The organism is Streptomyces sp. NPDC043746 (assembly GCF_056436485.1).
The window spans coordinates 1-23,145 of the sequence record NZ_JBWKCM010000048.1 but is presented as its reverse complement, the minus strand read 5'-3'; the positions used below and the strand labels follow the sequence as shown (position 1 = coordinate 23,145).

Here is a 23,145-nt window from a genome sequence, read left to right as displayed (position 1 = left end):
CCTCCCCGCCCCCCACCCCCCCCCACAGACCACGTCTCCTCTCCCGCCCGTCCCCCCCCCCCCCCCCCCCCCCGGGCCGTCGTGAAGAGGTGACCTTCTTCCGTCGGCGCGCGACCTACTTGAGCGCCCCCGCCGTCAGACCGGAGACGACCTGGCGCTGGAAGATGATGTACGCCGCCAGCACCGGGAGCATCGCGATCACCAGGCCCGCGAAGAGGCCCGAGTAGTCGCCCTTGTACCCCTGGCTCGCGGCCAGCTCCACCAGCCCCTGGGCCAGCACCCGCTTCTCCGGGTCGGTGTTGAGCACCGTCGGCAGCATGTACTGGTTCCACTGCCCCAGGAAGTTGAAGATGCCGACGCTGATCAGGCCGGGCTTGGCCATCGGCAGCATCACCTGGAAGAACGTCCGGGTGTGCGAGGCCCCGTCGATGATCGCCGCCTCCGCCACCGAGGTCGGCAGCGTACGGAAGAACGACGTCAGGAAGAACACGGTGAACGGCAGCGAGTACGCGATGTACACGAGGATCAGGCCGTGGATCGTGTTCAGCAGTCCCATGTTGTCCATGACGTAGAACAGCGGGACCAGCGCCAGCATGATCGGGAAGCTCATGCCGCCGACGAACAGGAAGTAGATGAACCGGTTGCCCGGGAACTCGAAGCGGGCGATCACATAGGCGGCCATCGAGCCGAAGACCAGGGTCCCGACGAGCGAGCCGCCCACCACCAGGATGGTGTTCAGGAAGTACTCGCTCATATGGGCCTGGCTCCAGGCCCGGCCCCAGCTGTCGAAGTTCAGCGAGCTGGGCAGCGACCAGGGGGTGTTGAAGATGTCCGAGTCGGTCTTGAACGAGGACATCACCGCCCAGAACAGCGGCAGGACGACCATGATCGCCCACAGGACGAGCACCCCGTGCGAGAAGACGTTGAGGACCTGGCCCTCGCTGCTCTTCGCGGGGGCGGACGAGTCCTTGGGGGCCGTCCCGGCGCGCTGGGCCGGGACCTCGGCCCCGTCGGTGCCGGAGAGGGGGGTGTCAGTGGTCTTCATCAGAACTCCAGCCGCTCGCGCCGGCCCACCCGCATGACGACGGCGGCGAACGCCAGCGTCACGATGAGCAGGGCGACACCGATCGTGGTCGCGTAGCCCGCCTGTCCGTCACGGAACGCCGACTGGTAGACGTACAGCGGCAGGACGGTGGTCGAGTAGTCGGGCCCGCCGGGGCCGACGCTCATGATGTGGACGATGGCGAAGCCCTCGGCGCCGAGCGCCAGGATGCCCATGTAGACCCAGCCGGACTGGACCGTGTCCCACAGCAGGGGCAGCGTGATCCGGAAGAAGGTCGTGAAGCGGCTCGCCCCGTCCAGCAGGGCGGCCTCGTAGAAGTCCTTGGGGATGGAGGCCATGCCCGCGGAGAACAGCACCACGAAGAAGCCGGTGGTGCACCAGACGAGGACCGCCATGATGACCCACAGGGCCAGCTTCGGGTCGCCCAGCCAGTCCGGCACATCCGTGAAGCCCACGGCCTTGAGGATGCCGTTGATCATGCCCTGGGCCGGATCGAAGGCGAACTGGAACAGGATGGCCACGATGGCGATCGAGAGCACCTGCGGGAAGAAGTAGGCGATCTTGTAGAAGCCCGAGCCCCGTACGCCGGTGACGGCGGCGCCCTTGCGCCGCCGGCCGCCCACGTTGAGCATGAAGGCGAAGAAGAGGGCGAGGCCCAGCGTCACCAGCGGCAGCAGAACCGCCAGCAGCACACTGTGCTGGAGCGATTTCCAGAAGATGTCGTCGCCGAGCATCTTGGTGTAGTTGTCGAACCCGACCATCTTGAAGTCGGGGCTCAGCCCCGTCCAGTCCGTGAACGAGTAGTAGATGGACTGGACGAAGGGCCAGATGACGAAGATGACGTACAACGCCATCGGGACCACCAGAAACCCGACTATGAACCGGTACTTACCGTGTTGCATCGTTACCGACTCCGACCTTCCCCGAGCTGCCGCCGCTGATGACGCGTGATCACTGGTGCCTGAAGTGCTTGATGGACTGGTCCTTGGCAGCGGCGTCGGCGAAGCCCTGGATCTTCTTGATGGTCTCCGCCGGGGTGGCGCGGCCGGCCATCATCTCGCCGAGCCCGGCGACGCCGATCTGCTCCTTCTGGAGCTTCACGTACCAGTCCTGCAGGCGCGGGTTGACCACGTTGGTGCCCGCCTTCTCCAGCGCGGCGACGCCGGACTTCAGGCCGTCCGACAGCTCGATGCCGTCGGTGCCGCCGTTGAGGGCGGAGAGCGACTTGGTGTTGCTGGTGAAGGACTTGGAGGAGGCCTCGCTGAGCATGATGCGGAGCTGCTCCATGCCGCCCGCCGGGTTCTTCGCCTTGGCCGGGACGATGAACGGCTCGCCGCCGGAGGCCCAGATGGTGCCGAAGGGCAGCTTGTCCGAGGAGTCGAGGCCGGAGGGGGCGCCCACGGAGAGCTTGAAGTCCTTGGGGATGATCGCCGCTTCCTCGTTCTCGACCCAGGAGCCGTTCGGGATGAACAGCGCCTTGCCGCGGGCCCAGGCGCCCTGGGAACCGCGGTGGTCCAGGCCGGGGGTGCCCTGGAGGATGTAGCCCTTGGCGTACAGCTCGTAGTACGCCTCGAAGGCCGCCTTGACCGCCGGGTGCTCCCAGGCCTTCGGCTCCAGGTTGTCGATGGCGTTCAGGACCTCGACGCCGCCGATCTTCCCGATGAACGGGTAGAGCGAGAACGGGATGTAGTACGGGTGCTTGCCGGGGTAGGTCCAGCCCGCGATGCCCTGCTTCTTCGCCTTCGCGCAGAGCGCGAGCATCTCGTCCCAGGTCTCCGGGTACGTGGCGTCGAGCTTCTCCAGCGCGGTCTGCGAGTACCAGACGCCGTAGACCGTGTAGGCGTAGTACAGCATCCAGACCGGGTCGCCATCGAACTGGCCCATCTCGACGATGCCCGGCCGCAAGGTGTCGCGGACCGTCTTGGACGGGTCGTCGATGGAGGGGGCGTCGAGCAGCGGGGTGAGGTCGGTCAGCTGCTTCTTGCCGACCAGGACGCCCATGTCCATCTGCTGGGCACCGGAGTTGTCGATCAGGTCCGGCGGGGTGCCGCCGTTGAAGCGCGGCTGGAGGACCGACTGGATCTTCTGCGTGGCGGAGAACTTGACCTGCGCCTCGGGGTAGGTCTTCTTGTAGACGTCCCGGGCCTCCTCGGCGTACTTCGTGCCGAACCCGCCGTCGAAGATGACGATCTCCAGCGGGGCGCTGCCGTTGACGGCCAGCGGGTTCTTGTCGGACTTCTCGCCCTTGGCGACCTTGTTGTCGTCGCTGTCGCCGCTGCCGCTCGCGCAGGCGGAGAGGAAGCTCATCGTCGGAACAGCGATCAGGCCGAGTGCGGCGGAACGCTTGATCAGATCGCGACGGCCAAGGCCCTCGTTGTTGTGAGCGGAGGTGGATCCCATGCTCAAGTCCTCGCCTTCTCCAGGACTCAGGCGGTGTACCGGTCACCCGTCGAAAACTCGCCTGAGGCGAAGGGCCCCGCCACCGCGGTCGGTTGCGCTCGGGTCATGCGGATATGCAGGTGTACCGGAGGAAAGAACCGGCGGTGGGGGTGGTCGGAGAACCGTACAGCCAGGGCGTCCATGACACCCCGGCGACCGTCCCCTGTTCTCCCCCCGATCGCGCGGCCGTTGCAACGGCCGCGCGGATGGCGACAGGTATAGTCCACTTGTCGCCAACTGAGCAAGATCGAATGCAGGTTGGAGCGGCAGTCTTTCCCGAGTTGAGACCTCGTGGGCGCCTCGGCACCGTACGCCCTGCTCCAGGGGAGGCTTCTTCCCGTCAGGACCGATTCACGGGCCGAATCTGGGGCAACACCCTTGACACGTCCTGTCACTTGGCTCCCTACTGGACCTTGCATCCCGCTATGACAACGTTGTCCAAGCACGCTCCAGGGAGGAATGGCTCGGTATGCAGCCACCACGAGGTCTCCACCATGGCGCCGGAAGGGCCCTCAGCGGCGCCGCCCGCACGAGACGGAGCCGCACGGCCGCCGTCCTCGCGGCATCACTCGCCCTGGCCCTCGCGGCCCCCGCGGCCGCCGTCGCCGGTCCGTCCGACGCGGACCGGAAGCCGTCCGGCGAACGGACGTTCCGCTCCTCCTTCGAGGCGGACGAGAGGCAGCCGGACTGGCGCAACACGGTCGAAGAGGGGCCCGACGGCACAGGCCGCTCATCGGGGGTCGACGGCGGATTCTCCGCCGGGATACCGGGCAATGTCACCGACCGGGTCACCGAGGTCCGCGCCAGCGCCGAGAACACCGCGGGCGGTGAGGTCAAGGAGAACCTGGTCGACGTCGAACCGGCCTCCAAGTGGCTGGCGTTCCAGCCCACCGGCTGGGTGGAGTTCGACCTGGACGAGCCGGTGAAGGTGGTGGCGTACGCGCTCACCTCCGCCAACGACCACGCTCCGCGCGACCCCAGGGACTGGACGCTCAGGGGGTCGGCGGACGGCAAGGAGTGGACCGACCTCGACCGGCGTACGGGCGAGGCCTTCGCCGCGCGCCACGAGACCAAGTCGTACGATTTCACCTCCGAGACCGCCTACCGGCACTTCCGGTTGGAGATCACGGCCAACAACGGCGCGCCGGGCATCCTCCAGCTGGCCGACGTTCAGTTCTCGAACGGTGACGCCTCCGCGCCGGTCCCGGACGAGATGCGCAGCCAGGCCGACCGGGGCCCCTCCGGCTCGCCCACGGCCAAGGCCGGCGCGGGGTTCACGGGCAGGAAGGCGCTGCGGTACGCGGGGACGCACAAGGCGGACGGCCGGGCGTACTCGTACAACAAGGTCTTCGACGTGAACACGGCCGTCACCAAGGACACCGAGCTGTCCTATCTGGTCTATCCGCAGATGGGCGAGACGGACCTCAACTACCCCGCCACCCACATCGCGGTGGACCTCGCCTTCACCGACGGCACCTATCTCAGCCAGCTGAAGGCCACCGACAGCCACGGCGGGCTGCTGACCCCGCAGGGCCAGGGCGACGCCAAGCGGCTCTACGTCAACCAGTGGAACAAGGTCTCCTCGCGCATCGGCACGGTCGCGGCGGGCAGGACGGTCGACCGGGTCCTGGTGGCGTACGACTCCGCCAAGGGCCCGGCGAAGTTCCAGGGCTGGGTCGACGACATCGTGATCGAGCCGCGGAAGCCGGAGAAGCGCAAGGCGCATCTGTCGGACCTCGCGCTGACCACGCGCGGCACCCACTCCTCGGGCGGCTACTCGCGCGGCAACAACATTCCGGCCACCGCCGTCCCGCACGGCTTCAACTTCTGGACGCCGGTCACCAACGCCGGTTCGCTGAGCTGGCTGTACGACTACCACCGGGGCAACAACGAGGAGAACCTCCCCACGCTCCAGGCCTTCAGCGCCAGCCATGAGCCGAGCCCCTGGATGGGCGACCGGCAGACCTTCCAGGTGATGCCCTCGGCCGCGGCCGGCACCCCGGACGCCGCCCGCACCGCCCGCGCGCTGCCGTTCCGGCACGAGAACGAGGTCGCGAAGCCGCACTACTACGGTGTGACGTTCGAGAACGGCCTCAAGGCCGAGATGACGCCCACCGACCACGCGGCCCGGATGCGGTTCACCTACCCCGGCAAGGACGCCAGCCTGGTCTTCGACAACGTGTCGAACGCGGGCGGCCTCACCCTGGACCCCGGAACCCGCTCCTTCTCCGGCTACACGGACGTGAAGAGCGGCCTCTCCACCGGGGCGACCCGCATGTTCGTGTACGGCGTCTTCGACGCGCCGGTGACGGACAGCGGGATGCTGAAGGGCGGAGGCGGCGACGACGTGACCGGCTTCTTCCGCTTCGACGCGGGCAAGGACCGCACGGTCGAACTGCGCCTGGCCACCTCGTTGATCGGCGTGGACCAGGCGAAGAAGAACCTGGCGATGGAGATCCCGGCGTCCACCTCCTTCGAGAAGGTGCGGCGCACCGCACAGAAGGCCTGGGACAGGATCCTGGGGACGATCGAGGTGGAGGGCGCCGACGAGGACCAGCTCACCACGCTCTACTCCAGCCTCTACCGGCTCTACCTCTACCCGAACTCCGGCCACGAGAAGGTCGACGGGAAGAACAAGTACGCCAGCCCCTTCTCCGAGCCGACCGGCACGGACACCCCGACGCGGACCGGGGCGAAGATCGTCGACGGGAAGGTGTACGTCAACAACGGCTTCTGGGACACCTACCGCACGACCTGGCCCGCCTACTCCTTCTTCTCCCCGAAGAAGGCCGGCGAGCTGGTGGACGGCTTCGTGCAGCACTACAAGGACGGCGGCTGGACCTCCCGCTGGTCCTCCCCCGGCTACGCGGACCTGATGACCGGCACCAGCTCGGACGTGGCCTTCGCGGACGCGTACGTCAAGGGCGTGAAGTTCGACGCGGAGGCGGCGTACGACGCGGCGGTCAAGAACGCCACGGTGGCCCCGCCCTCCCCGGGCGTCGGCCGCAAGGGCATGGAGACCTCCGTCTTCACCGGGTACGCCGACACCGCCACCCATGAGGGCCTGTCCTGGTCGCTGGAGGGCTACCTCAACGACTACGGCATCGCCCGCATGGGCCAGGAGCTGTACAGGAAGACGAAGAAGGCGCGGTACAAGGAGGAGTCCGAGTACTTCCTCAACCGGGCGCAGAAGTACGTCAGGCTCTTCGACGGCAAGGCCGGGTTCTTCCAGGGCAAGAAGCCCGACGGCGACTGGCGCCTCCCCCCGGACAGTTACGACCCCCGCGTCTGGGGCTACGACTACACCGAGACCAACGGCTGGGGCTACGCCTTCACCGCCCCGCAGGACAGCCGGGGCCTGGCCAACCTGTACGGCGGCCGCGCGGGGCTCGGCAAGAAGCTGGACACGTACTTCTCGACGCCGGAGACGGCGGGCCCGGAGTTCGTGGGCAGCTACGGCGGGGTCATCCACGAGATGACCGAGGCGCGGGACGTGCGCATGGGCCAGTACGGGCACAGTAACCAGGTCGCCCACCACGCGACGTACATGTACAACGCGGCCTCCCAGCCGTACAAGACGCAGGAGAAGGTCCGCGAGGTGCTGAGCCGCCTCTATGTGGGCAGCGAGATCGGACAGGGCATCCACGGCGACGAGGACAACGGCGAGCAGTCGGCGTGGTACCTGTTCTCCTCGCTCGGTTTCTATCCGCTGGTGATGGGCAGCGGGGAGTACGCGATCGGCTCACCGCTCTTCAAGAAGGTCACCGTCCGCATGGACAACGGCCGCAAGCTGGTCGTGAAGGCCCCGAAGAACAGCGCGGCCAACATCTACGTGCAGGGCGTGAAGGTCAACGGCAGGAAGTGGACCTCCACCGCGCTCCCCCACGAGGTGCTGGCCAAGGGCGGCACACTGGAGTTCGACATGGGCCCGAAGCCGTCCGCCTGGGGCACGGGCGGGGACGCGGCCCCGGTTTCCATCCAGCAGGACGACAGGACCCCGGCGCCCAGGGGCGATGTGCTGAAGGGTGACGGCGCGCTCTTCGACAACACCTCGGCCACCTCGGCGGAGGTCACGTCGGTGGAGCTGCCCGTCACGGCGTCCACCCGGGCACTCCAGTACACGCTGACGTCGGCGGCGGCGGACAGGGCCCCGAAGGGGTGGACGCTCCAGGGCTCGTCCGACGGGAAGAGCTGGAAGGACCTGGACCGCCGCTCGGGCCAGTCCTTCGCCTGGGACAAGCAGACCCGCGCCTACTCGGTGGACCGGCCGGGGGCGTACGCACAGTACCGGCTGGTGCTGACGGGCGCGGCGACGCTGGCGGAGGTGGAGCTGATCTCCTGACGCCCGCCCGGTGATCCGGCGGCCGGTACCCCGAGGGCGGGGTGCCGGCCGCACGGCGTTCCCGGCGTCCTAGGCGTCCTGAAGCGCTTCGGGCAGGGCCATGTTGAGGGCGGTGACGACCGGTCCGCCGTGTTCCGTACCGAGCCGGGAGACGGCGCCGGTGGCGAGTTGGAAGAGGCGCCCCTCGGCAGGGGTCAGCCCGAGGTAGCGGGCGGTCAGGACCCGCAGGAAGTGGGAGTGGGCGACGAGTGCGATGTCCGCGCTCCCGAGCCCCTCGGCGGCCGACCGGACGCCCGTGAGCACCTGGTCCGCGCGCTGCCCGACCTGGGCGGGGCTCTCTCCGGGATGCTCGTCGGAGCCGGGGTCGACGCCGTCGGTCCACAGGTTCCAGAAGGGGCGGGTGCGGCGGATCGCCTGGGTGGTGATGCCCTCGTAGCCGCCGTAGTCCCACTCCCGCAGCTCGGGGGTGACGCGGGGGGCGTGGAGCCCGGCCAGCTCGGCGGTACGCCGGGCCCGGATCGAGGGGCTGACGAGGGTGAGGCCGATGTTCCGGTCCGCGAGGAGCGGGATCAGGGCGCGGGCCTGGCGCTCTCCGGTGGCGGTCAGCGGGAGGTCGGTCCAGCTCGTGTGCTGCCCGGAGCGGGACCACTCGGTCTCGCCGTGCCGGATGAGGATCAGCTCGCCCATGGGGGTCCGTTCACTTTCTGCACGGATGGTGCCGGTGGTGCGGGTGGGGCCACGTACCGTAAGCCCCTCGCTCGACCGGCTTCCCGTGGGGGGACCGCATGTCCGACAACTCTCCGCCTCCGCCGCCCGAACGGCCGCGGCCGGAGAACCCCGGCGGCGAACGATCCGGTCCCGTACGTACGCGGAAGGGCCGCACCCCGGAAGTCCCGGGGCACGGCCCTTCTTCACTCGGTGGCCGGTCCGACTAGCTGCGGATCAGGCTGCGGAGCACGTACTGCAGGATGCCGCCGTTGCGGTAGTAGTCGGCCTCGCCGGGGGTGTCGATGCGGACGACCGCGTCGAACTCCACACCGGTGTCGGTGGTGACCTTCACCGTACGGGGGGTGGTGCCGTTGTTCAGCTCGGTGACGCCGGTGAAGGAGAAGGCCTCCTCGCCGGTGAGGCCGAGGGTCTCGGCGCTCTGGCCCTCGGGGAACTGGAGCGGGAGGACGCCCATGCCGATCAGGTTCGAGCGGTGGATGCGCTCGTAGGACTCGGCGATGACGGCCTTGACGCCCAGGAGCGCGGTGCCCTTGGCGGCCCAGTCGCGGGACGAGCCGGAGCCGTACTCCTTGCCCGCGAGGATCGCGAGGGGGGTGCCGGCGGCCTGGTAGTTCTGCGAGGCGTCGTAGATGAACGACACCGGACCGCCGTCCTGGGTGAAGTCGCGGGTGTAGCCGCCCTCGGTGCCCGGCGCGATCTGGTTGCGCAGGCGGATGTTGGCGAACGTGCCGCGGATCATGACCTCGTGGTTACCGCGGCGCGAGCCGTAGGAGTTGAAGTCACGGCGCTCGATGCCGTGCTCCGTGAGGTACTTCCCGGCCGGGGTGTCGGCCTTGATGGCACCGGCCGGGGAGATGTGGTCGGTGGTGACCGAGTCGCCCAGCTTGGCCAGCACGCGGGCGCCGGTGATGTCCTCGACCGGGGCCGGGTCCATCGCCATGCCCTCGAAGTACGGGGGCTTGCGCACGTAGGTGGACTCGGCGTCCCACTCGAAGGTGTTGCCGGTCGGGATCGGGAGCGCCTGCCACTGGGCGTCGCCCGCGAAGACGTCCTGGTAGGACTTGTTGAACATGTCCTCGCCGATGGCGTTGGCCACGACGTCGTTGACCTCGGCCTCGGTGGGCCAGATGTCGGTCAGGTAGACCGGCTTGCCCTCCTGGTCGACACCGAGGGCGTCCTTGGTGATGTCGACCTTCATCGAACCGGCGATGGCGTACGCGACGACCAGCGGCGGGGACGCCAGGTAGTTCATCTTGACGTCGGGGTTGATCCGGCCCTCGAAGTTGCGGTTGCCGGAGAGCACCGAGGTCACGGCGAGGTCGTTGTCGTTGACCGCCTTGGAGACCTCCTCCGGCAGCGGGCCGGAGTTGCCGATGCAGGTGGTGCAGCCGTAGCCGACGAGGTTGAAGCCGACCTTGTCCAGGTACGGGGTCAGGCCCGCCTTGTCGAAGTAGTCGGTGACGACCTTGGAGCCCGGGGCGAGGGTGGTCTTGACCCACGGCTTGCGGGTCAGGCCCTTCTCGACCGCCTTCTTCGCCACGAGCGCGGCCGCGACCATGACGTACGGGTTCGAGGTGTTGGTGCAGGAGGTGATCGCGGCGACGGTGACGGCGCCGTGGTCGATCTCGTACGTGGAGCCGTCGGGGGCCGTGACGGTGGTCGGGTTCGACGGGATGCCGTTGGAGACGGCCGGGGCGTCGGAGGCCGGGAAGGACTCCTTGCCCGCCTCGTCGACACCGGTGTCGGAGACGTAGTTGCGCACGTCCGAGGCGAACTGCTGCGCGGCGTTGGCGAGGACGATGCGGTCCTGCGGGCGCTTCGGGCCGGCGATGGAGGGGACGACCGTGGCGAGGTCGAGCTCCAGCTTCTCGGAGAAGTCCGGCTCGGCCTTCGGGTCCAGCCAGAGGCCCTGCTCCTTGGCGTACGCCTCGACGAGGGCGACCTGCTGGGCGTCACGGCCGGTCAGGCGCAGGTAGTTCAGGGTCTCGTCGTCGATCGGGAAGATCGCGGCGGTGGAGCCGAACTCCGGCGACATGTTGCCGATGGTGGCGCGGTTGGCGAGCGAGGTGGCGGCGACGCCCTGCCCGTAGAACTCGACGAACTTGCCGACGACGCCGTGCTTGCGGAGCATCTCGGTGATGGTCAGCACGAGGTCGGTGGCGGTGGTGCCGGGCTTCAGCTCGCCGGTCAGCTTGAAGCCGACGACACGCGGGATGAGCATGGAGACCGGCTGGCCGAGCATGGCGGCCTCGGCCTCGATGCCGCCGACGCCCCAGCCCAGCACCCCGAGGCCGTTGACCATGGTGGTGTGCGAGTCGGTGCCGACGAGGGTGTCCGGGTAGGCCTGGCCGCCTCGGACCATGACCGTACGGGCCAGGTGCTCGATGTTCACCTGGTGGACGATGCCGGTGCCCGGCGGGACGACCTTGAACTCGTCGAAGGCGGTCTGGCCCCAGCGCAGGAACTGGTAGCGCTCCTTGTTGCGGCCGTACTCCAGCTCGACGTTCTGGCCGAAGGCCTCCTTGGTGCCGAACTTGTCGGCGATGACGGAGTGGTCGATGACCAGCTCGGCCGGGGCCAGCGGGTTGATCTTCGCCGGGTCGCCGCCCAGCTCCTTCACGGCCTCACGCATGGTGGCGAGGTCCACGACGCAGGGCACGCCGGTGAAGTCCTGCATGATCACGCGGGCCGGCGTGAACTGGATCTCCTGGCTGGGCTGAGCCTGGGAGTCCCAGCCACCGATGGCCCGGATGTGGTCGGCGGTGATGTTCGCGCCGTCCTCGGTACGGAGCAGGTTCTCCAGCAGGACCTTCAGGCTGTACGGGAGGCGCGCGGAGCCCTCGACCTTGTCCAGCTTGAAGATCTCGTACGACTCGTCGCCCACGCGCAGCGTGCTGCGGGCGTCGAAGCTGTTCGCCGACACGACAGTCTCCTTCTTCAATGTGCGCGTCTACCGCGCCGCGCCTCATTGGCAGCGGGCGCCACGTTGTGCCGCCTACGGCCCCGACCATCCGCTAAGGTAAGGCTTAGTTAGGTAACCCTTACCGGGCGGCGGCTGCGGTACGCCTCGGCAGATATCTCGATGTCGAGATAACTCTAGTACATAGCCGCCGCTCGGTCATGCCCGGGTGGCTGATGTCCTGCCGCATCGAAGGTTGAGTGTCCTCACTCGACCTTGGTGACTGATGAGTCCGTCTCATTGAGGTTCGAGTGGTGGACGTCTTGAGGCCGGGACCGGCCTCAAGACGTCCACTGGGGTCCGTCGGGACCGCTCCGGGCGCGCTGGAGCAGTACGGTCCGGCCCCCTGATGCTGGTGGCGTTCCGCTCCCGGCGTCAGGGGGCCGCTCCGCCCCGCGCGCGGCTGAGCGCGACGGAGCGTTTCTGCGGTGAACCCCTTCCCCCGGGCGGGTGAGCACGAGGCGAAGAGCTTCGCGGGATGGTGCGCGGCCGATAGAACGCCGTAGTGATCAAGAACCTTGTGACCTCGGCGCACTCTCCCTCGCTCTCCTGCCCCTCCGCTCGGCTCCTTCCGTGGAGGCCGTCCCTGCGGCGGAGGTGACGATGTCGGTTGACGCGGTTGCCTTGGTGTCGGTCACGGAGGAGGACCGAATCGGTTCCAGCCGCTCATCGTTCGAGCACGGGAATTCCGGCGACGACCCAGGTGACGGGTGCGGCACCCGCGCCGAGGTGGTCCACACCGAGGGACCGTGCGAGGGCACGATCGTCCGTTACACCCCAGCCCCCTGCCTGCTCCTCTTCCTGGTCCGTCCGTTCGGCGTGCCCTGCGCATCGACCGAACCACGTGAGCAGCCTGGGCCGGTGCCGGCCGGCACCGGCCCTCCCCGCCCAGCGTGTCCGTCTGTGCGCGGCGTACCCGAGCGCCGGGTCGAGAAGCCTTCTCGACCGGGCTGTTCTGCACTGCCCTTCCCGCCCTTGAGTATCCAACGGAGCCACGATGACGCCATCGCAAGTCGCCCCCACCGTTCCGGCCAAGAGCACGCTTGACCCGGTCGGACTCGAAGAGCCCCTGGAACAGTTGGTGACCGCTGCTCAGGTCGCGCAGGTGTGGGCCCTGGTTCTCGAAGCGCAGGTGTCCGTCGGCACGGCGGACCCGAGCGATGAACACGCCATGCGTACCGCGCAGGAGGAGGTCAGAAGCAACGCGCGGATGTACCGGAGCGTCCAGCTTCCCTCGGTGATCCATCAGCTCGTCCTGATGGCAGGGGCGGCCGACCTGCTCCAGAGCTTGCACGAGGGGTCTGTGGAGTCCCCGGAGAGCGTTGCTTCTTTTCTGGGCGAGCTGATGCCGATTTTCGAAGAGCATGAGCAGCATGCCCGTGATCTCGCGGACAAGTACGGGACGTTCTCCAAGGAGACGGAGGACCGGCTCGAAGTCCTGGCCGGCCGGACGCATGCCGAGATCAAGAAGATCTCCGGGGACGACGGCAGGATCGCCGCCAAGGCCAAGGAGCTGGAGGCGATGCAGGAAGAGGTGCGGAAGGACCTGGATGCCGTCATCTCCGCCTCGCACAAGGTGGGCAGCGGTGCACGGAAGATCCTCGACACCATCCTCGATATCTTCAAGGACGCCTCGAAGAAGAAGGGAGAGGATGACGGAAAGAGCAAGAAGGAGGACAAGCCGCCCGCCGGCGAACCCGCTCCGCAATCCTCCGAGGATGTGCACAAGGGGATCGAGGACATCACGTCCGGTGCCATCGGCGCCGCCCTTCAGAAGCTCCGCAGGGACCGCGCGAAGGTCGAAGCGCTCTACCGGGAGATCGCCGGTTTGAAGTCGGGCCTGGCGACGGCGAAGAAGATCGATTCGGAATGCGGTGCCTACGGCCGAAGCGTGCGTGACGTGATGCGTCCGGCCCAGGAGATCGCAGATGCCTGGGGCCAGGTGGTCGCCTCGTTCGCCGCGACACTGGAGGAGCAGGCGAAGAAGGGTGACAGAGGAGCCTGGCTCGCCACTGAGATCAGCTGGAGCGTCATCAAGTGGAAAACCGTCCAGGACCAGGCGGAGCGACTGCGCGCCACGGTCACCGGAAACTGAAACCCGCTGCTGGACGACTGGGAGAAAACTATGAGTGACGCACTTGCCGCCGCCCTGGAAAAGCAGGAGGAAATCGGGAGGGAGGTGGCCGGGCAAGGGTCCTTGACCGCCCTCGTGCAGACGCATGCTCTCAGTATCATGCAGCAGCCGAAGCCGGACTTCAGCCGCATCGACAACGAGGAGATCCGGAGCTTTCAGGGTACGGTCCAGAGCGCACTGAACAAGTCGGCAGACAATGCAGGAAAGTACCTCTGCACGGTACAGCCTGAGTCCATCGCGCTCCTGGCCAAGGTCGAGAACTACTTTGTCACGCTGAGCGCTTTTACGGAGACCCTCAAGGACGAGGAAGATCCGGATGCCTTGGTTCAGACCCTGAGGTTCCTGCGTGAACAGGCGGGCGAGTTCACCGATGAGACGAGGAGGGTCGCGTCCAGCACGGACAGGATGGTTACCGCCTTCAGTGACGACAAGCGGGGATTCACTGAATGCGCCGTCGAGATCAACTCTCTGGTGAACGGAGAGAATGGGATTCTGAAAGACTTGCGGAGGGATCTGGAAAATGTGAACGCAAAGATCACCGCCGCGACCGTCGGGGCAGCAGCGAGCGGGGGTGCCATTCTGCTGGGTGCGGCATGCATTGTCGTCGGATGCTGCACTTCGATCTTCACCGGCGGGTTGAGCGTCGGCGTGGCCATCGGAGGCGGTGTCCTGCTCCTCGGTGGCATCGCAGGAGGCATCGGCAGCGGGATCGCGCTGGCCAATCTCTACGACGAGAAGAAGGACCTCATCGCCAAGCAGGAACGGCTCGAAAGCGGGGTGAAGCTGCTGACGACATGCAGCGCCGGGCTGAAAGACCTCAGTGCCCAAGCGGGAGGAGTGGCCACTGCTCTGCAGAACACCACCAACAGCTGGACGATCCTCAAGGAATCGCTGAACTCTGCAGCCGACAACATCGAGAAGGCCGGAAGGGCGCAGTCGAACTTCATCCGAAAGACCTTCTTGGGGGCCATCGAGAGGTCCGTGCCGCGAAATCTTGAACAGCTGAGGAACACACGGAACGCCCTCATCGGGATGAAGACGGTGTCCCAACCGAACACACACACCGGAGACCTCATCCGGTTCGAGCTGCAGAAGCCCCCTCGGCTGGCGCGATAACAACGCTTGTGTACTCCGCGTCCGGGCGGATCAGGGCGGTGCCGTGTGCCGCCCCTGCCGCCCTACGACCGCAGTAGATCCACCTGCCCACGGCCGCGTACCGCTGTGACCCGGTACGCGGTACGTGCTCACGGCTCGATGAGACGGCTCAGGGTGCACTGCGACGAAACACCTGGGCTCATCACTCGTCGTCGCCGAGATCGTAGGGCGGAATGGTCCACCGCATCACCATCGTTCCCGCCTCATCGGCTTCGAGCGTGACGGGGTAGACCTGGTCGGCGTCCCGCTCGCCACGGTGCCTGATCGAATGGTCGCCCTGGTCCCACTCGATGCCGAGCACCTGGCAACCGCCGACGTCGATCGCGCCGACATGGAGCGGATGGCTCCACCCGGCCCGCTGGAAGCGGTGGACATCAGTGTGCGCATCGACCGAGACCATCAGGCCCTTGCCGTGGAGGCGGTCGCGCCATGTGGTGAGTTCGGCCGCACGTGCAGCCGCCTGGGCCAACGGGAGGTCCAGCCACCCGTACGGCCCGTCGTCGCCGTACCGCATGATCCGCTCACCACCGAACCGCGCATGCGCGTCATCCGCGTACAGGCCCCAGTACAAGACATCGGCGAGCCCGTTGGCCGGCTCGTCGTCCATCCCCGTCCACGCGTCCAGCCCCGCGGCATCGCCGACAACCATGCCGCACCGGTCGACGGGCAGGTCTCCGAGTCGGACCGGTACCGGCCGGTCCGCGGTCTCGGGCCACGGGAGACCGAGACTGATCTCCAGGGTCGCGATCGTCGGTTCCTCATCGAACGGAGACGGCGAGGTGCTCGCCCGCACGGTCAAGGGCCGGTCACCGGCTGCCGGAACCGCGACAGCCTCGCACAACCACTCACGAAGGTGGCCTCCTCCCGTCGCCGCAGCCGTCCTGGCGCGCTCGGACAGGGGCTGACCCAGGTCCCGCCACTGATCGATCCACCCGGCCATGCCCAGTACCAGCACACCCGACGGTGCATCGACTTCTCCCAGGTCGACGAAGATCTCAGACATGCGCCGATTGTGCCTTCCTGATACGACAGCCGATTGTGCCGTCCCTGGTACGACAACGGCCCGCCCCCTCCGCGGGCGGCGGAGGGGGCGGGCTCGGGCGGTTCGGACGCGGTTACGAGGCGTCGCGGACCCTGCCCTCGACGGGCGCGCCCAGGGGCTTCTCGTCGTCGTCCATGAACTGCAGACGGACGTACTCGGCCGGCTCCTTCTCCTGGTCACGGACGGTCGGAACGATCAGGTCGGCGGATGTCTTCCCGGCCGGGACCGACGTCCACAGCGTGCCGTAGGGGATCCGGGAGAGCGGGATCGCCGGGTTCGGGATCTCGTCCACGAACTGGGACACCCACTCCCGGTCGACATCGGCCGTGGACAGCTCCGGGCGGCCGTCGGGGACGGGGACCAGTCGGGCCAGGGCCCAGATCTCGATGTCCGCCTTCTCCGAGAGCGAGATGCGCCACTTCAGCGGCGCGCCCTCGGTCACGTCGACGGCCACCGGCTTGACGGTCACCTTCGGCATCGGGTCGTCGTTCTCGGCGGTGACGCCGCCGGAGTCGGCGCCGACGACCGTGCCGCGGACCGCCTTGACCAGGATGTCGTGGGACGTGTCCCAGCCGTAGCGCCTGTTGCCCTCCACCTTCACTTCGACCTTGATCCCGGCGGTGCCGGGGCCGACCTTGACCAGCTTCCCGGTGGACCTGCCGGTCTTGGGGTCGACGACGTACAGCCGGACCGTTCCGCCGTTCTTGCCCGTGGTGCGGACCGGCACCCGGTACGTACGGAATCCGGAGTCGCCCTCCTTGACGGTGAGGCGGCCGATGTCGACGCGGGCGAGGGGGGCGGCCGAGACCGCGGGGGTACCGGGCTTCCACGACCAGGCGTCCATCAGCCACGCCTTGCCGGAGGAGGACGTCGGGGTCAGCTCCAGGTGGGCGATCCTGCCGAGGTCGAGCCGCGCGCGGGTCGCGGGGGCCAGCGGGACGCGGACCTCCTGGGCCCAGTAGGAGCTGGTGCGCTCGGTGCCGGGGAGTCCGTCGACGCGGACGGTGCCCAGCTTGGCGCGCTTGCCCTTGGCGTCCTTGACGTGCACGTCGAAGCGGGCACCGCTGGTGTTCGGCGGTACGGCGATGCGCAGCGCGAGGCTCTGGGCACCCTTGGCCGACACCGGCTTCTTCGGGGTGACCCGGGCGGTGGTGCCCGGCTTCCTCCAGTCCAGGGCGACCGCGCGGCGGCCGGCTTCGTGCTCCGGGCGCCAGGTGGCGAAGTGCGGGGAGGTGCCGGGGTCCTTCTCGCCCATGCAGGCGGAGCGACCGGGGGCGACGGCGTCGCAGAGCCGGGCGCCGGTGACCTTCGGCGGGCCCTGCGGGTCGTCGGGCAGGAACCCGGCACTCCGGTTGCCGCCGACCGCGTGGGTCAGCACGCGGGCCGGGTCGGCGGAGGGGGCGCGGCGTCCGGTGCCGTCGACGAGCTGGCGTACGCGGTCGTCACCGCCGACGAAGAGCCGCGCGGCGGTGGCGATGTAGGTCGCGCCCGCCTTGTGCTGCTGGTCGGCGGTGAGGCGGCCGGGTGCGCCGGGCGAGCAGAGCGGGTCGCGGGCCTCGGGGTCGTGCCAGAAGTCGTCGTTCGCCGGGGCCTTGGCCTGGCCCGGGGTCCACTCGGTGTTGAAGTAGTTGTGGTTGGCGCCGATCATGTAGACCGAGCTGTGCAGGGCCTTGCCCCGGCTGACGCCCCGGGTGCCGTCCGTGAACACCTGGCCCTGGAGGTCGGAGACGTCACCGTCGCAGCCCGGCAGGATGGTGAGCGAGGGGACGTCCGGCACGGGGTTGTGACCGAAGAGGGTGGGGCCGATGTGCACGGTGCCGCGAATGTTCCAGCGGGCCTTGGAGCGGTAGCCGTCCTGAGCGGCGGGCGGCTGGTAAAGACTGTCCATCACCGCCCGGTTGACGCCTTCGCCGCCGCGCGAGTGCCCGACGAGGAGCACCCGGGACAGGTCGGCCTTGGGCATCTTGCGGAGGGCTGCGGGCGCGGAGGCGGGCTTGGCGGCCCAGTCAGCCCAGCGGCCGAGGTGGTTGCGGACCAGCGAGGAGCGGGCCTGCGCGCCGCCGTCCTCGGCCTGCCAGTCCTGGCCGTTGATCCCGTTGGCGGAGATCGAGACGGTCACGTACCCCTGGGAGGCCAGCAGCTTCTGGTCGCGCAGATAGCCCCGGTGGCTCGGGATCGGCTTGCTGCCCTTGGCGCAGGGCCAGGCGCCGGCGTCCTCGTCGTCCTTGCCGGGGACGTAGCAGGTGGCATGGCGGCCGTGCAGGAAGAGGGCGACGGGGCGCTTGCCGGGTGCCTTCGACGGGGCGACCACGACACCGCGCATCTCGACCCGCTCGGGGAAGCCGGGGAGCTTGACGCCGGGGAGGTCGTACTCGGCGGTGGTGGTGGCGTACGAGCCCGGCTTGCCCGGGTCGACGGTGCCCGCGGGCAGCTTGGGCGGCAGCTTCGGGGCGGGCGGCTCGGCCTTGCGGCTCGCGCCGGAGCCGGGCGCCTCCCCCTCGTCCAGCCTGCGCCCGGCGGCCTCGACCCTGAGGTCGTCCAGGTCGGCGGTGCGGACCTCCTCGAGCGGAAGCCGGAAGGTCCGGCCGTCGTCCAGCGGTTCGGGTACGCCCACGAGTGCGCCGTTCGCGCGGAACTCCACGCGGGCGTCGCCCATGGGGACCTGCTCGGGCGCCCGCCACTCCAGATGGTTCCGCCCGTCCTCACCGGCGATGCGCCAGCCCGGCGGCAGCGTCCCCCCGGCATCGGCGGTCGCGGTGGCGGTGCGCACCTCCGGCGGCGGGGGGGCGGCGTACGCCCCCGTCGGCGCCACCCCCGCCACCGTCAGCACCGCTACCGCGGTGGCCCATGCTTTCCGGCCACGTATCAAAGCTCCTCCTCAACCCTGTTCCTGCGCACGTTCGTTCCAGGTGGTCGATATCCGGATCGAACGCACTCTCGGAGATCCAGACGGACAGTCGGACGTGCGGGTTGCCTCCCTGACCGGAGTGATCCGCATTCCTCCCCGGTGGTGATGGAGAGGCCCATCTCCACGGCGAGGAGCATGGGATCGCCCCCGCCGTCCACACCTGTCGGCTCGCGGAGCACTGCCCGGCGGCCGAACTCCGGCTCCGCCCGGAGGCGGGGCACACCTCGGCGCTGGAGGCGGGGGCGGAGGCGCCGGAGTGGCCGGTGGCCGGGCGGGGGTGAGGGCCCGGAGGTCGGGCGGCCCCCACCGCCGCCCTCGTACGGGTGCACGCTCCGCGCCGCGCCGCCCCACCCGGGAGACGATGGACCGGCAGCGGGCGGCCGTTGCGCTCCCGTCACTCGAACGGCACACCCCCACGACAGCCTCATATCATATCTGAGATAACCTGCCGCCATGTCAGACGACTACCTCGCACGCATCGGCAAGCTCATCCGTGACGCCCGGCAGCACCGGGGCTGGACACAGACGCAGCTGGCCGAGGCTCTCGGCACGAGCCAGAGCGCCGTCAACCGCATCGAGCGCGGCAACCAGAACATCAGCCTTGAGATGATCGCCCGCATCGGCGAAGCCCTCGACAGCGAGATCGTGTCGCTCGGCTACTCCGGGCCCATGCACCTGCGGGTCGTCGGCGGCCGCCGGCTCTCCGGCGCGATCGACGTCAAGACCAGCAAGAACGCCTGCGTCGCGCTGCTCTGCGCCTCGCTGCTCAACAAAGGCCGCACGGTCCTGCGCCGGGTCGCCAGGATCGAGGAGGTGTTCCGGCTCCTGGAGGTGCTCAGCTCCATCGGGGTGCGCACCCGCTGGATCAACGACGGCGTGGACCTGGAGCTGGTCCCGCCCGCCGAGCTGGACATGGCGGCGATCGACGCGGACGCGGCGCGCCGGACCCGCTCGATCATCATGTTCCTGGGCCCGCTGCTGCACCGGATGGAGCAGTTCACCCTGCCGTACGCGGGCGGCTGCGACCTGGGCACCCGCACGATCGAGCCGCACATGATCGCGCTGCGCCGGTTCGGCCTGGAGATCGCCGCGACGGAAGGGCTGTACCACGCGCAGGTGGACCGCTCGGTCTCCCCCGGCCGGCCCATCGTGCTGACCGAGCGCGGCGACACGGTGACCGAGAACGCCCTGCTGGCCGCCGCCCGCCACGACGGCACGACGGTCATCCGGAACGCCTCCTCCAACTACATGGTCCAGGACCTCTGCTTCTTCCTGGAGGCGCTGGGGGTACGGGTCGACGGCATCGGCACGACGACCCTCACCGTGCACGGGGTCCCGCGGATCGACGTGGACGTGGACTACTCGCCCTCCGAGGACCCGGTCGAGGCGATGAGCCTGCTGGCCGCCGCGGTGGTGACCGAGTCCGAACTCACCATCCGCCGAGTGCCGATCGAGTTCCTGGAGATCGAGCTGGCGGTCTTGGAGGAGATGGGCGTCGACTGCGACCGCACCCCCGAGTACGCGGCCGACAACGCCCGCACCCGCCTGGTGGACCTCACCGTCCGGCCCTCCAAGCTGGAGGCCCCGATCGACAAGATCCACCCGATGCCGTTCCCCGGGCTCAACATCGACAACGTCCCGTTCTTCGCGGCGATCGCGGCCGCCGCGCACGGCCAGACCCTGATCCACGACTGGGTCTACGACAACCGCGCGATCTACCTGACCGACCTCAACCGTCTCGGCGGCCGCCTCCAGCTCCTCGACCCCCATCGGGTCCTGGTCGAAGGCCCGACCCGCTGGCGCGCCGCCGAGATGATGTGCCCACCCGCCCTGCGGCCCGCCGTGGTGGTCCTGCTGGCGATGATGGCCGCCGAGGGCACCTCCGTGCTGCGCAACGTCTATGTCATCAACCGGGGTTACGAGGAGCTGGCGGAGCGGCTCAACTCGGTGGGCGCGCAGATCGAGATCTTCCGGGACATCTGATACGAGGATGCCGCCGCACCCCGTCTGACCTGCTGCTTAGTGGGTCAAGGAGCGATGCGGCGGCATCTCTGGGACTTTTCTGGGACTTTGAGCCCGCGGTGCGCTACGAGCCGCGCTCCAGAGGCTCCACCGACCGGCCGTGGCTACGCGAAGACCGCGTCGATGGGGGCGCTGCCTCGTGCACCGGCGCGGGGCAGGAAGTGGGAGTACCTCCGCGGTGTGAACCCGGGGCCGGAGTGCCCCCGACCGGCGTGCCAGGGAGACGACCGATTCGCCAGCCTCCGGTTCCTCGGAGGCGTAGAAGTGGCGCAGGGCGCGGAAGCCGTGCTCCCGAGATGGCTCCCACACGCGAGCGCCGTATGTGTTGCCCCCCCTCCAGCGGAGCGACCACGCCGGCCTCAGCCAGAGCGAGGACCGCAAGACGTTCGGGTCTGTTCCGTAGTCGGTGGTGGCGGTGAGTGCTCGCCTGTGATCATTGAGCGTGCATGACGCGAACACGCTCGTAGGAACGGTGTTTTCAGGGCCGCGTCGAGGCCGACCGACCCGCCCGCTCGCCCCGGCGCCCCAGCACGCTGACGCTCCTGCGTTCAGCACAGCCGTCGGTACGGGGAGTCTGGTACGTAGCTGTTCCATTCCTCGGGAGTGATGTCGCGCCCAGCCCTCCGGCACACCGCCGCCGCGAGCTGCTCAGGCGTGAGGTCCAGGGAGTGGACCCGGTCGCCGGTGACGGTTTTCAGGACCAGGCCGTCGAAGAAGAGGTCGTCGATCCGGTGCCCTGTGTAGGTCAGCGGTCGCCCGAGCGGCAGCCGTGCCTCGGTGTCCCAGAGTTGGATTCCGTCGTCGTTCACAGCGACGGCGAGGAGGCGTCCGTCGCCGGAGAAGGCCATCGCGCCCAGACGGTCTCGGTAACGGCTCCCTCCCGGTACGAACTGACTGGGCATCAGCGCGAGGCGCTCGAACGTAGTACCGTCGCGGAGCTCCAGCCAGCCCGAGGACGTGAGGGCGGCCACGAACCGCCCGTCGGGGGAGGGAACGATGCCGACGGCCCGGCTCCCTCCGAGTACTCCGGTACGTGTGGTGCCGGACGACAGGTCGATCACCCCTCCGCCGCTGGTCAGCACGCGTCGGCCGTCCTGGCTGAACACGGCGTGCCCCGAGTCGCCCTCGAACTCGTGGACCTTCTCGCGCTTGCGGAGGTCCCACACCTCGATGCCGGAGCGTCGGGTCCTCTGTCCGTCGGGCCGGGACGTGCCCAGTGACAGGTACCGTCCGTCGGGAGAAAGCGCCAGCTGAGTGGGCCGACGGTCGTCGAGGGGGATGCGGTGGACGTCCTTGCCAGCCCGGACGTCGCGGATGACGACGTCGTAGCGTTGCTCATAGCGGCCCGTACTCTCGCCCCGTGTGTACGCGAGGAGCCGCCCCTCGTCGTCCACGGCGCTGAGGACGGCCCCGATGTCCCCCATGCCGCCGACCGCGTCCGCCGTGGTCCTGGAACCGACGTGCTTGCCGGAACGCAGGTCGACCACCTGGAAGGCCGGGGCGTCCGCGTCACTGTTCGTGAGGACACCGAAGTTCCCGGCGCTGGAGATGCTCTCGGCGACCTCGTCCCTCGCCCGCCGGTCGAGCGCCTGCCCCAGGTCGATCTCGTATATCCGGCCGGTGTCGCCGGAGTAGTGCAGCAGCCGCCCCCTCTCTTCGTCCAGCCTGATGTCCTGCGGATCGGCGGCGTACTCGCCGTGACCTCTGGTGGGCAGGCCGACCTTGAATAGAGGGAGCTCGGCATCGTCACGGTCCCGGACCGTGATCGTGTCCCCGCTGACGCTGAAGAGGAATCGGCCACCGGAGCTGAAACGCAGAGACGGCAGTCCGCGCTCCGCCACTCTGGTCACCTTCTTGCCATGTTCCAGATCGTAGACGTCCGCCGAGACACCCTGCTGGGCGATGAGGTACCGGCCGTCCGGACTGAAACGGAACTGGCACTGGCCGGCACCGTGGGGGTCCGGATCCGGGTCGGGCTCGTCGATGACCAGATCTCCGGAGTCGATCGTCGACCGGACCTGGAGCCGCTTCCCCACGCACGACACGAAGTGCGTGCCGTCAGGCGTGAGCGCGTACTCGAAGAAGGCCGTACGGGCCGGCTGAGAGGCGGCCCCCCGGCCCGAGACGTCGAACACTGTGCTTTGGTGCGTCCCCGCCAGCAGGACGTGCCCGGCGTTGGAGACGCTCTCAGCCTTGTGGTAGCCGGCAGCCTTGAGTGGTGGGGCGGCCGGGGTACCGTCCTCCGTGCGGACAAGCCGGAAGGAACTTCCCAATCGTGTTGTCAAGCCGCTCCCGTGACGGGAGGTGAAGTGTGAAAGCACTCTCCGTCACGGATCATCGCCCACAGGACGT

Annotated in this window: 12 protein-coding genes; 4 read left to right on the top strand and 8 right to left on the bottom strand. The window is 68.7% G+C overall.

From position 1 onward, the window contains the following. Positions 1 to 115: 115 nt before the first annotated feature. From AC0682_RS30345 to ngcE, 3 genes are read right to left on the bottom strand one after another with little or no spacing between them, the layout of a single operon-like run. Positions 116 to 1,045 (bottom strand): carbohydrate ABC transporter permease, encoded by a 930-nt coding sequence (locus AC0682_RS30345; protein ID WP_478536393.1) that lies wholly within the window; start codon positions 1,043 to 1,045, stop codon positions 116 to 118. Further along, positions 1,045 to 1,965, bottom strand: a complete 921-nt coding sequence (locus tag AC0682_RS30340; RefSeq protein ID WP_478536392.1) for a carbohydrate ABC transporter permease — start codon at positions 1,963 to 1,965, stop codon at positions 1,045 to 1,047. Before AC0682_RS30340 ends, AC0682_RS30345 begins: the two co-directional genes overlap by 1 nt. A 49-nt stretch (positions 1,966 to 2,014) precedes the next feature. Then, positions 2,015 to 3,463, bottom strand: coding sequence for an N-acetylglucosamine/diacetylchitobiose ABC transporter substrate-binding protein (gene ngcE / locus AC0682_RS30335; RefSeq protein ID WP_478536390.1), 1,449 nt, complete (start codon positions 3,461 to 3,463; stop codon positions 2,015 to 2,017). A 508-nt stretch (positions 3,464 to 3,971) separates the two neighbouring features. On the opposite strand from ngcE, the gene AC0682_RS30330 reads away from it, so the two are divergent. After that, entirely contained in the window at positions 3,972 to 7,844 is a 3,873-nt protein-coding gene (locus tag AC0682_RS30330; RefSeq protein WP_478536388.1) for a GH92 family glycosyl hydrolase, read from the top strand. Positions 7,845 to 7,913: 69 nt separating this feature from the next. Here AC0682_RS30330 and AC0682_RS30325 read toward each other — a convergent pair whose 3' ends face one another. Continuing rightward, on the bottom strand, positions 7,914 to 8,531 hold the full coding sequence (locus AC0682_RS30325; RefSeq protein WP_478536387.1) for a histidine phosphatase family protein: 618 nt from the start codon (positions 8,529 to 8,531) through the stop codon (positions 7,914 to 7,916). Positions 8,532 to 8,775: 244 nt separating this feature from the next. Continuing rightward, the gene (gene acnA / locus AC0682_RS30320) at positions 8,776 to 11,496 is read right to left on the bottom strand and encodes an aconitate hydratase AcnA (RefSeq protein ID WP_478536386.1); all 2,721 of its coding nucleotides are present in this window, start codon (positions 11,494 to 11,496) and stop codon (positions 8,776 to 8,778) included. Between the two features lie 1,033 nt (positions 11,497 to 12,529). On the opposite strand from acnA, the gene AC0682_RS30315 reads away from it, so the two are divergent. Together AC0682_RS30315 and AC0682_RS30310 are read left to right on the top strand one after the other, a co-directional pair. Next, entirely contained in the window at positions 12,530 to 13,627 is a 1,098-nt protein-coding gene (locus tag AC0682_RS30315; RefSeq protein ID WP_478536384.1) for a hypothetical protein, read from the top strand. A gap of 30 nt (positions 13,628 to 13,657) precedes the next feature. Continuing rightward, on the top strand, positions 13,658 to 14,782 hold the full coding sequence (locus AC0682_RS30310; protein ID WP_478536382.1) for an HBL/NHE enterotoxin family protein: 1,125 nt from the start codon (positions 13,658 to 13,660) through the stop codon (positions 14,780 to 14,782). A gap of 181 nt (positions 14,783 to 14,963) precedes the next feature. Here the strand turns inward: AC0682_RS30310 and AC0682_RS30305 are convergent, their stop codons facing one another. Both AC0682_RS30305 and AC0682_RS30300 read right to left on the bottom strand, forming a co-directional pair. Then, the gene (locus tag AC0682_RS30305; protein ID WP_478536380.1) at positions 14,964 to 15,824 is read right to left on the bottom strand and encodes a hypothetical protein; all 861 of its coding nucleotides are present in this window, start codon (positions 15,822 to 15,824) and stop codon (positions 14,964 to 14,966) included. Positions 15,825 to 15,936: 112 nt separating this feature from the next. Then, entirely contained in the window at positions 15,937 to 18,732 is a 2,796-nt protein-coding gene (locus tag AC0682_RS30300) for a hypothetical protein (protein ID WP_478536378.1), read from the bottom strand. Between the two features lie 492 nt (positions 18,733 to 19,224). Between AC0682_RS30300 and AC0682_RS30295 the strand changes: the two genes are divergently transcribed. After that, the gene (locus AC0682_RS30295; RefSeq protein ID WP_070202443.1) at positions 19,225 to 20,754 is read left to right on the top strand and encodes a helix-turn-helix domain-containing protein; all 1,530 of its coding nucleotides are present in this window, start codon (positions 19,225 to 19,227) and stop codon (positions 20,752 to 20,754) included. Positions 20,755 to 21,341: 587 nt separating this feature from the next. Here the strand turns inward: AC0682_RS30295 and AC0682_RS30290 are convergent. Beyond that, positions 21,342 to 22,928 (bottom strand): WD40 repeat domain-containing protein, encoded by a 1,587-nt coding sequence (locus AC0682_RS30290; RefSeq protein WP_478536376.1) that lies wholly within the window; start codon positions 22,926 to 22,928, stop codon positions 21,342 to 21,344. Positions 22,929 to 23,145: the final 217 nt, after the last annotated feature.

Coding starts and splice junctions, on each gene's coding strand:
- AC0682_RS30345 (WP_478536393.1), bottom strand. CDS start 1,045: ATGAAGACCACTGACACCCCCCTCTCCGGCACCGACGGGGCCGAGGTC.
- AC0682_RS30340 (WP_478536392.1), bottom strand. CDS start 1,965: ATGCAACACGGTAAGTACCGGTTCATAGTCGGGTTTCTGGTGGTCCCG.
- ngcE (WP_478536390.1), bottom strand. CDS start 3,463: ATGGGATCCACCTCCGCTCACAACAACGAGGGCCTTGGCCGTCGCGAT.
- AC0682_RS30330 (WP_478536388.1), top strand. CDS start 3,972: ATGCAGCCACCACGAGGTCTCCACCATGGCGCCGGAAGGGCCCTCAGC.
- AC0682_RS30325 (WP_478536387.1), bottom strand. CDS start 8,531: ATGGGCGAGCTGATCCTCATCCGGCACGGCGAGACCGAGTGGTCCCGC.
- AC0682_RS30315 (WP_478536384.1), top strand. CDS start 12,530: ATGACGCCATCGCAAGTCGCCCCCACCGTTCCGGCCAAGAGCACGCTT.
- AC0682_RS30310 (WP_478536382.1), top strand. CDS start 13,658: ATGAGTGACGCACTTGCCGCCGCCCTGGAAAAGCAGGAGGAAATCGGG.
- AC0682_RS30305 (WP_478536380.1), bottom strand. CDS start 15,824: ATGTCTGAGATCTTCGTCGACCTGGGAGAAGTCGATGCACCGTCGGGT.
- AC0682_RS30295 (WP_070202443.1), top strand. CDS start 19,225: ATGTCAGACGACTACCTCGCACGCATCGGCAAGCTCATCCGTGACGCC.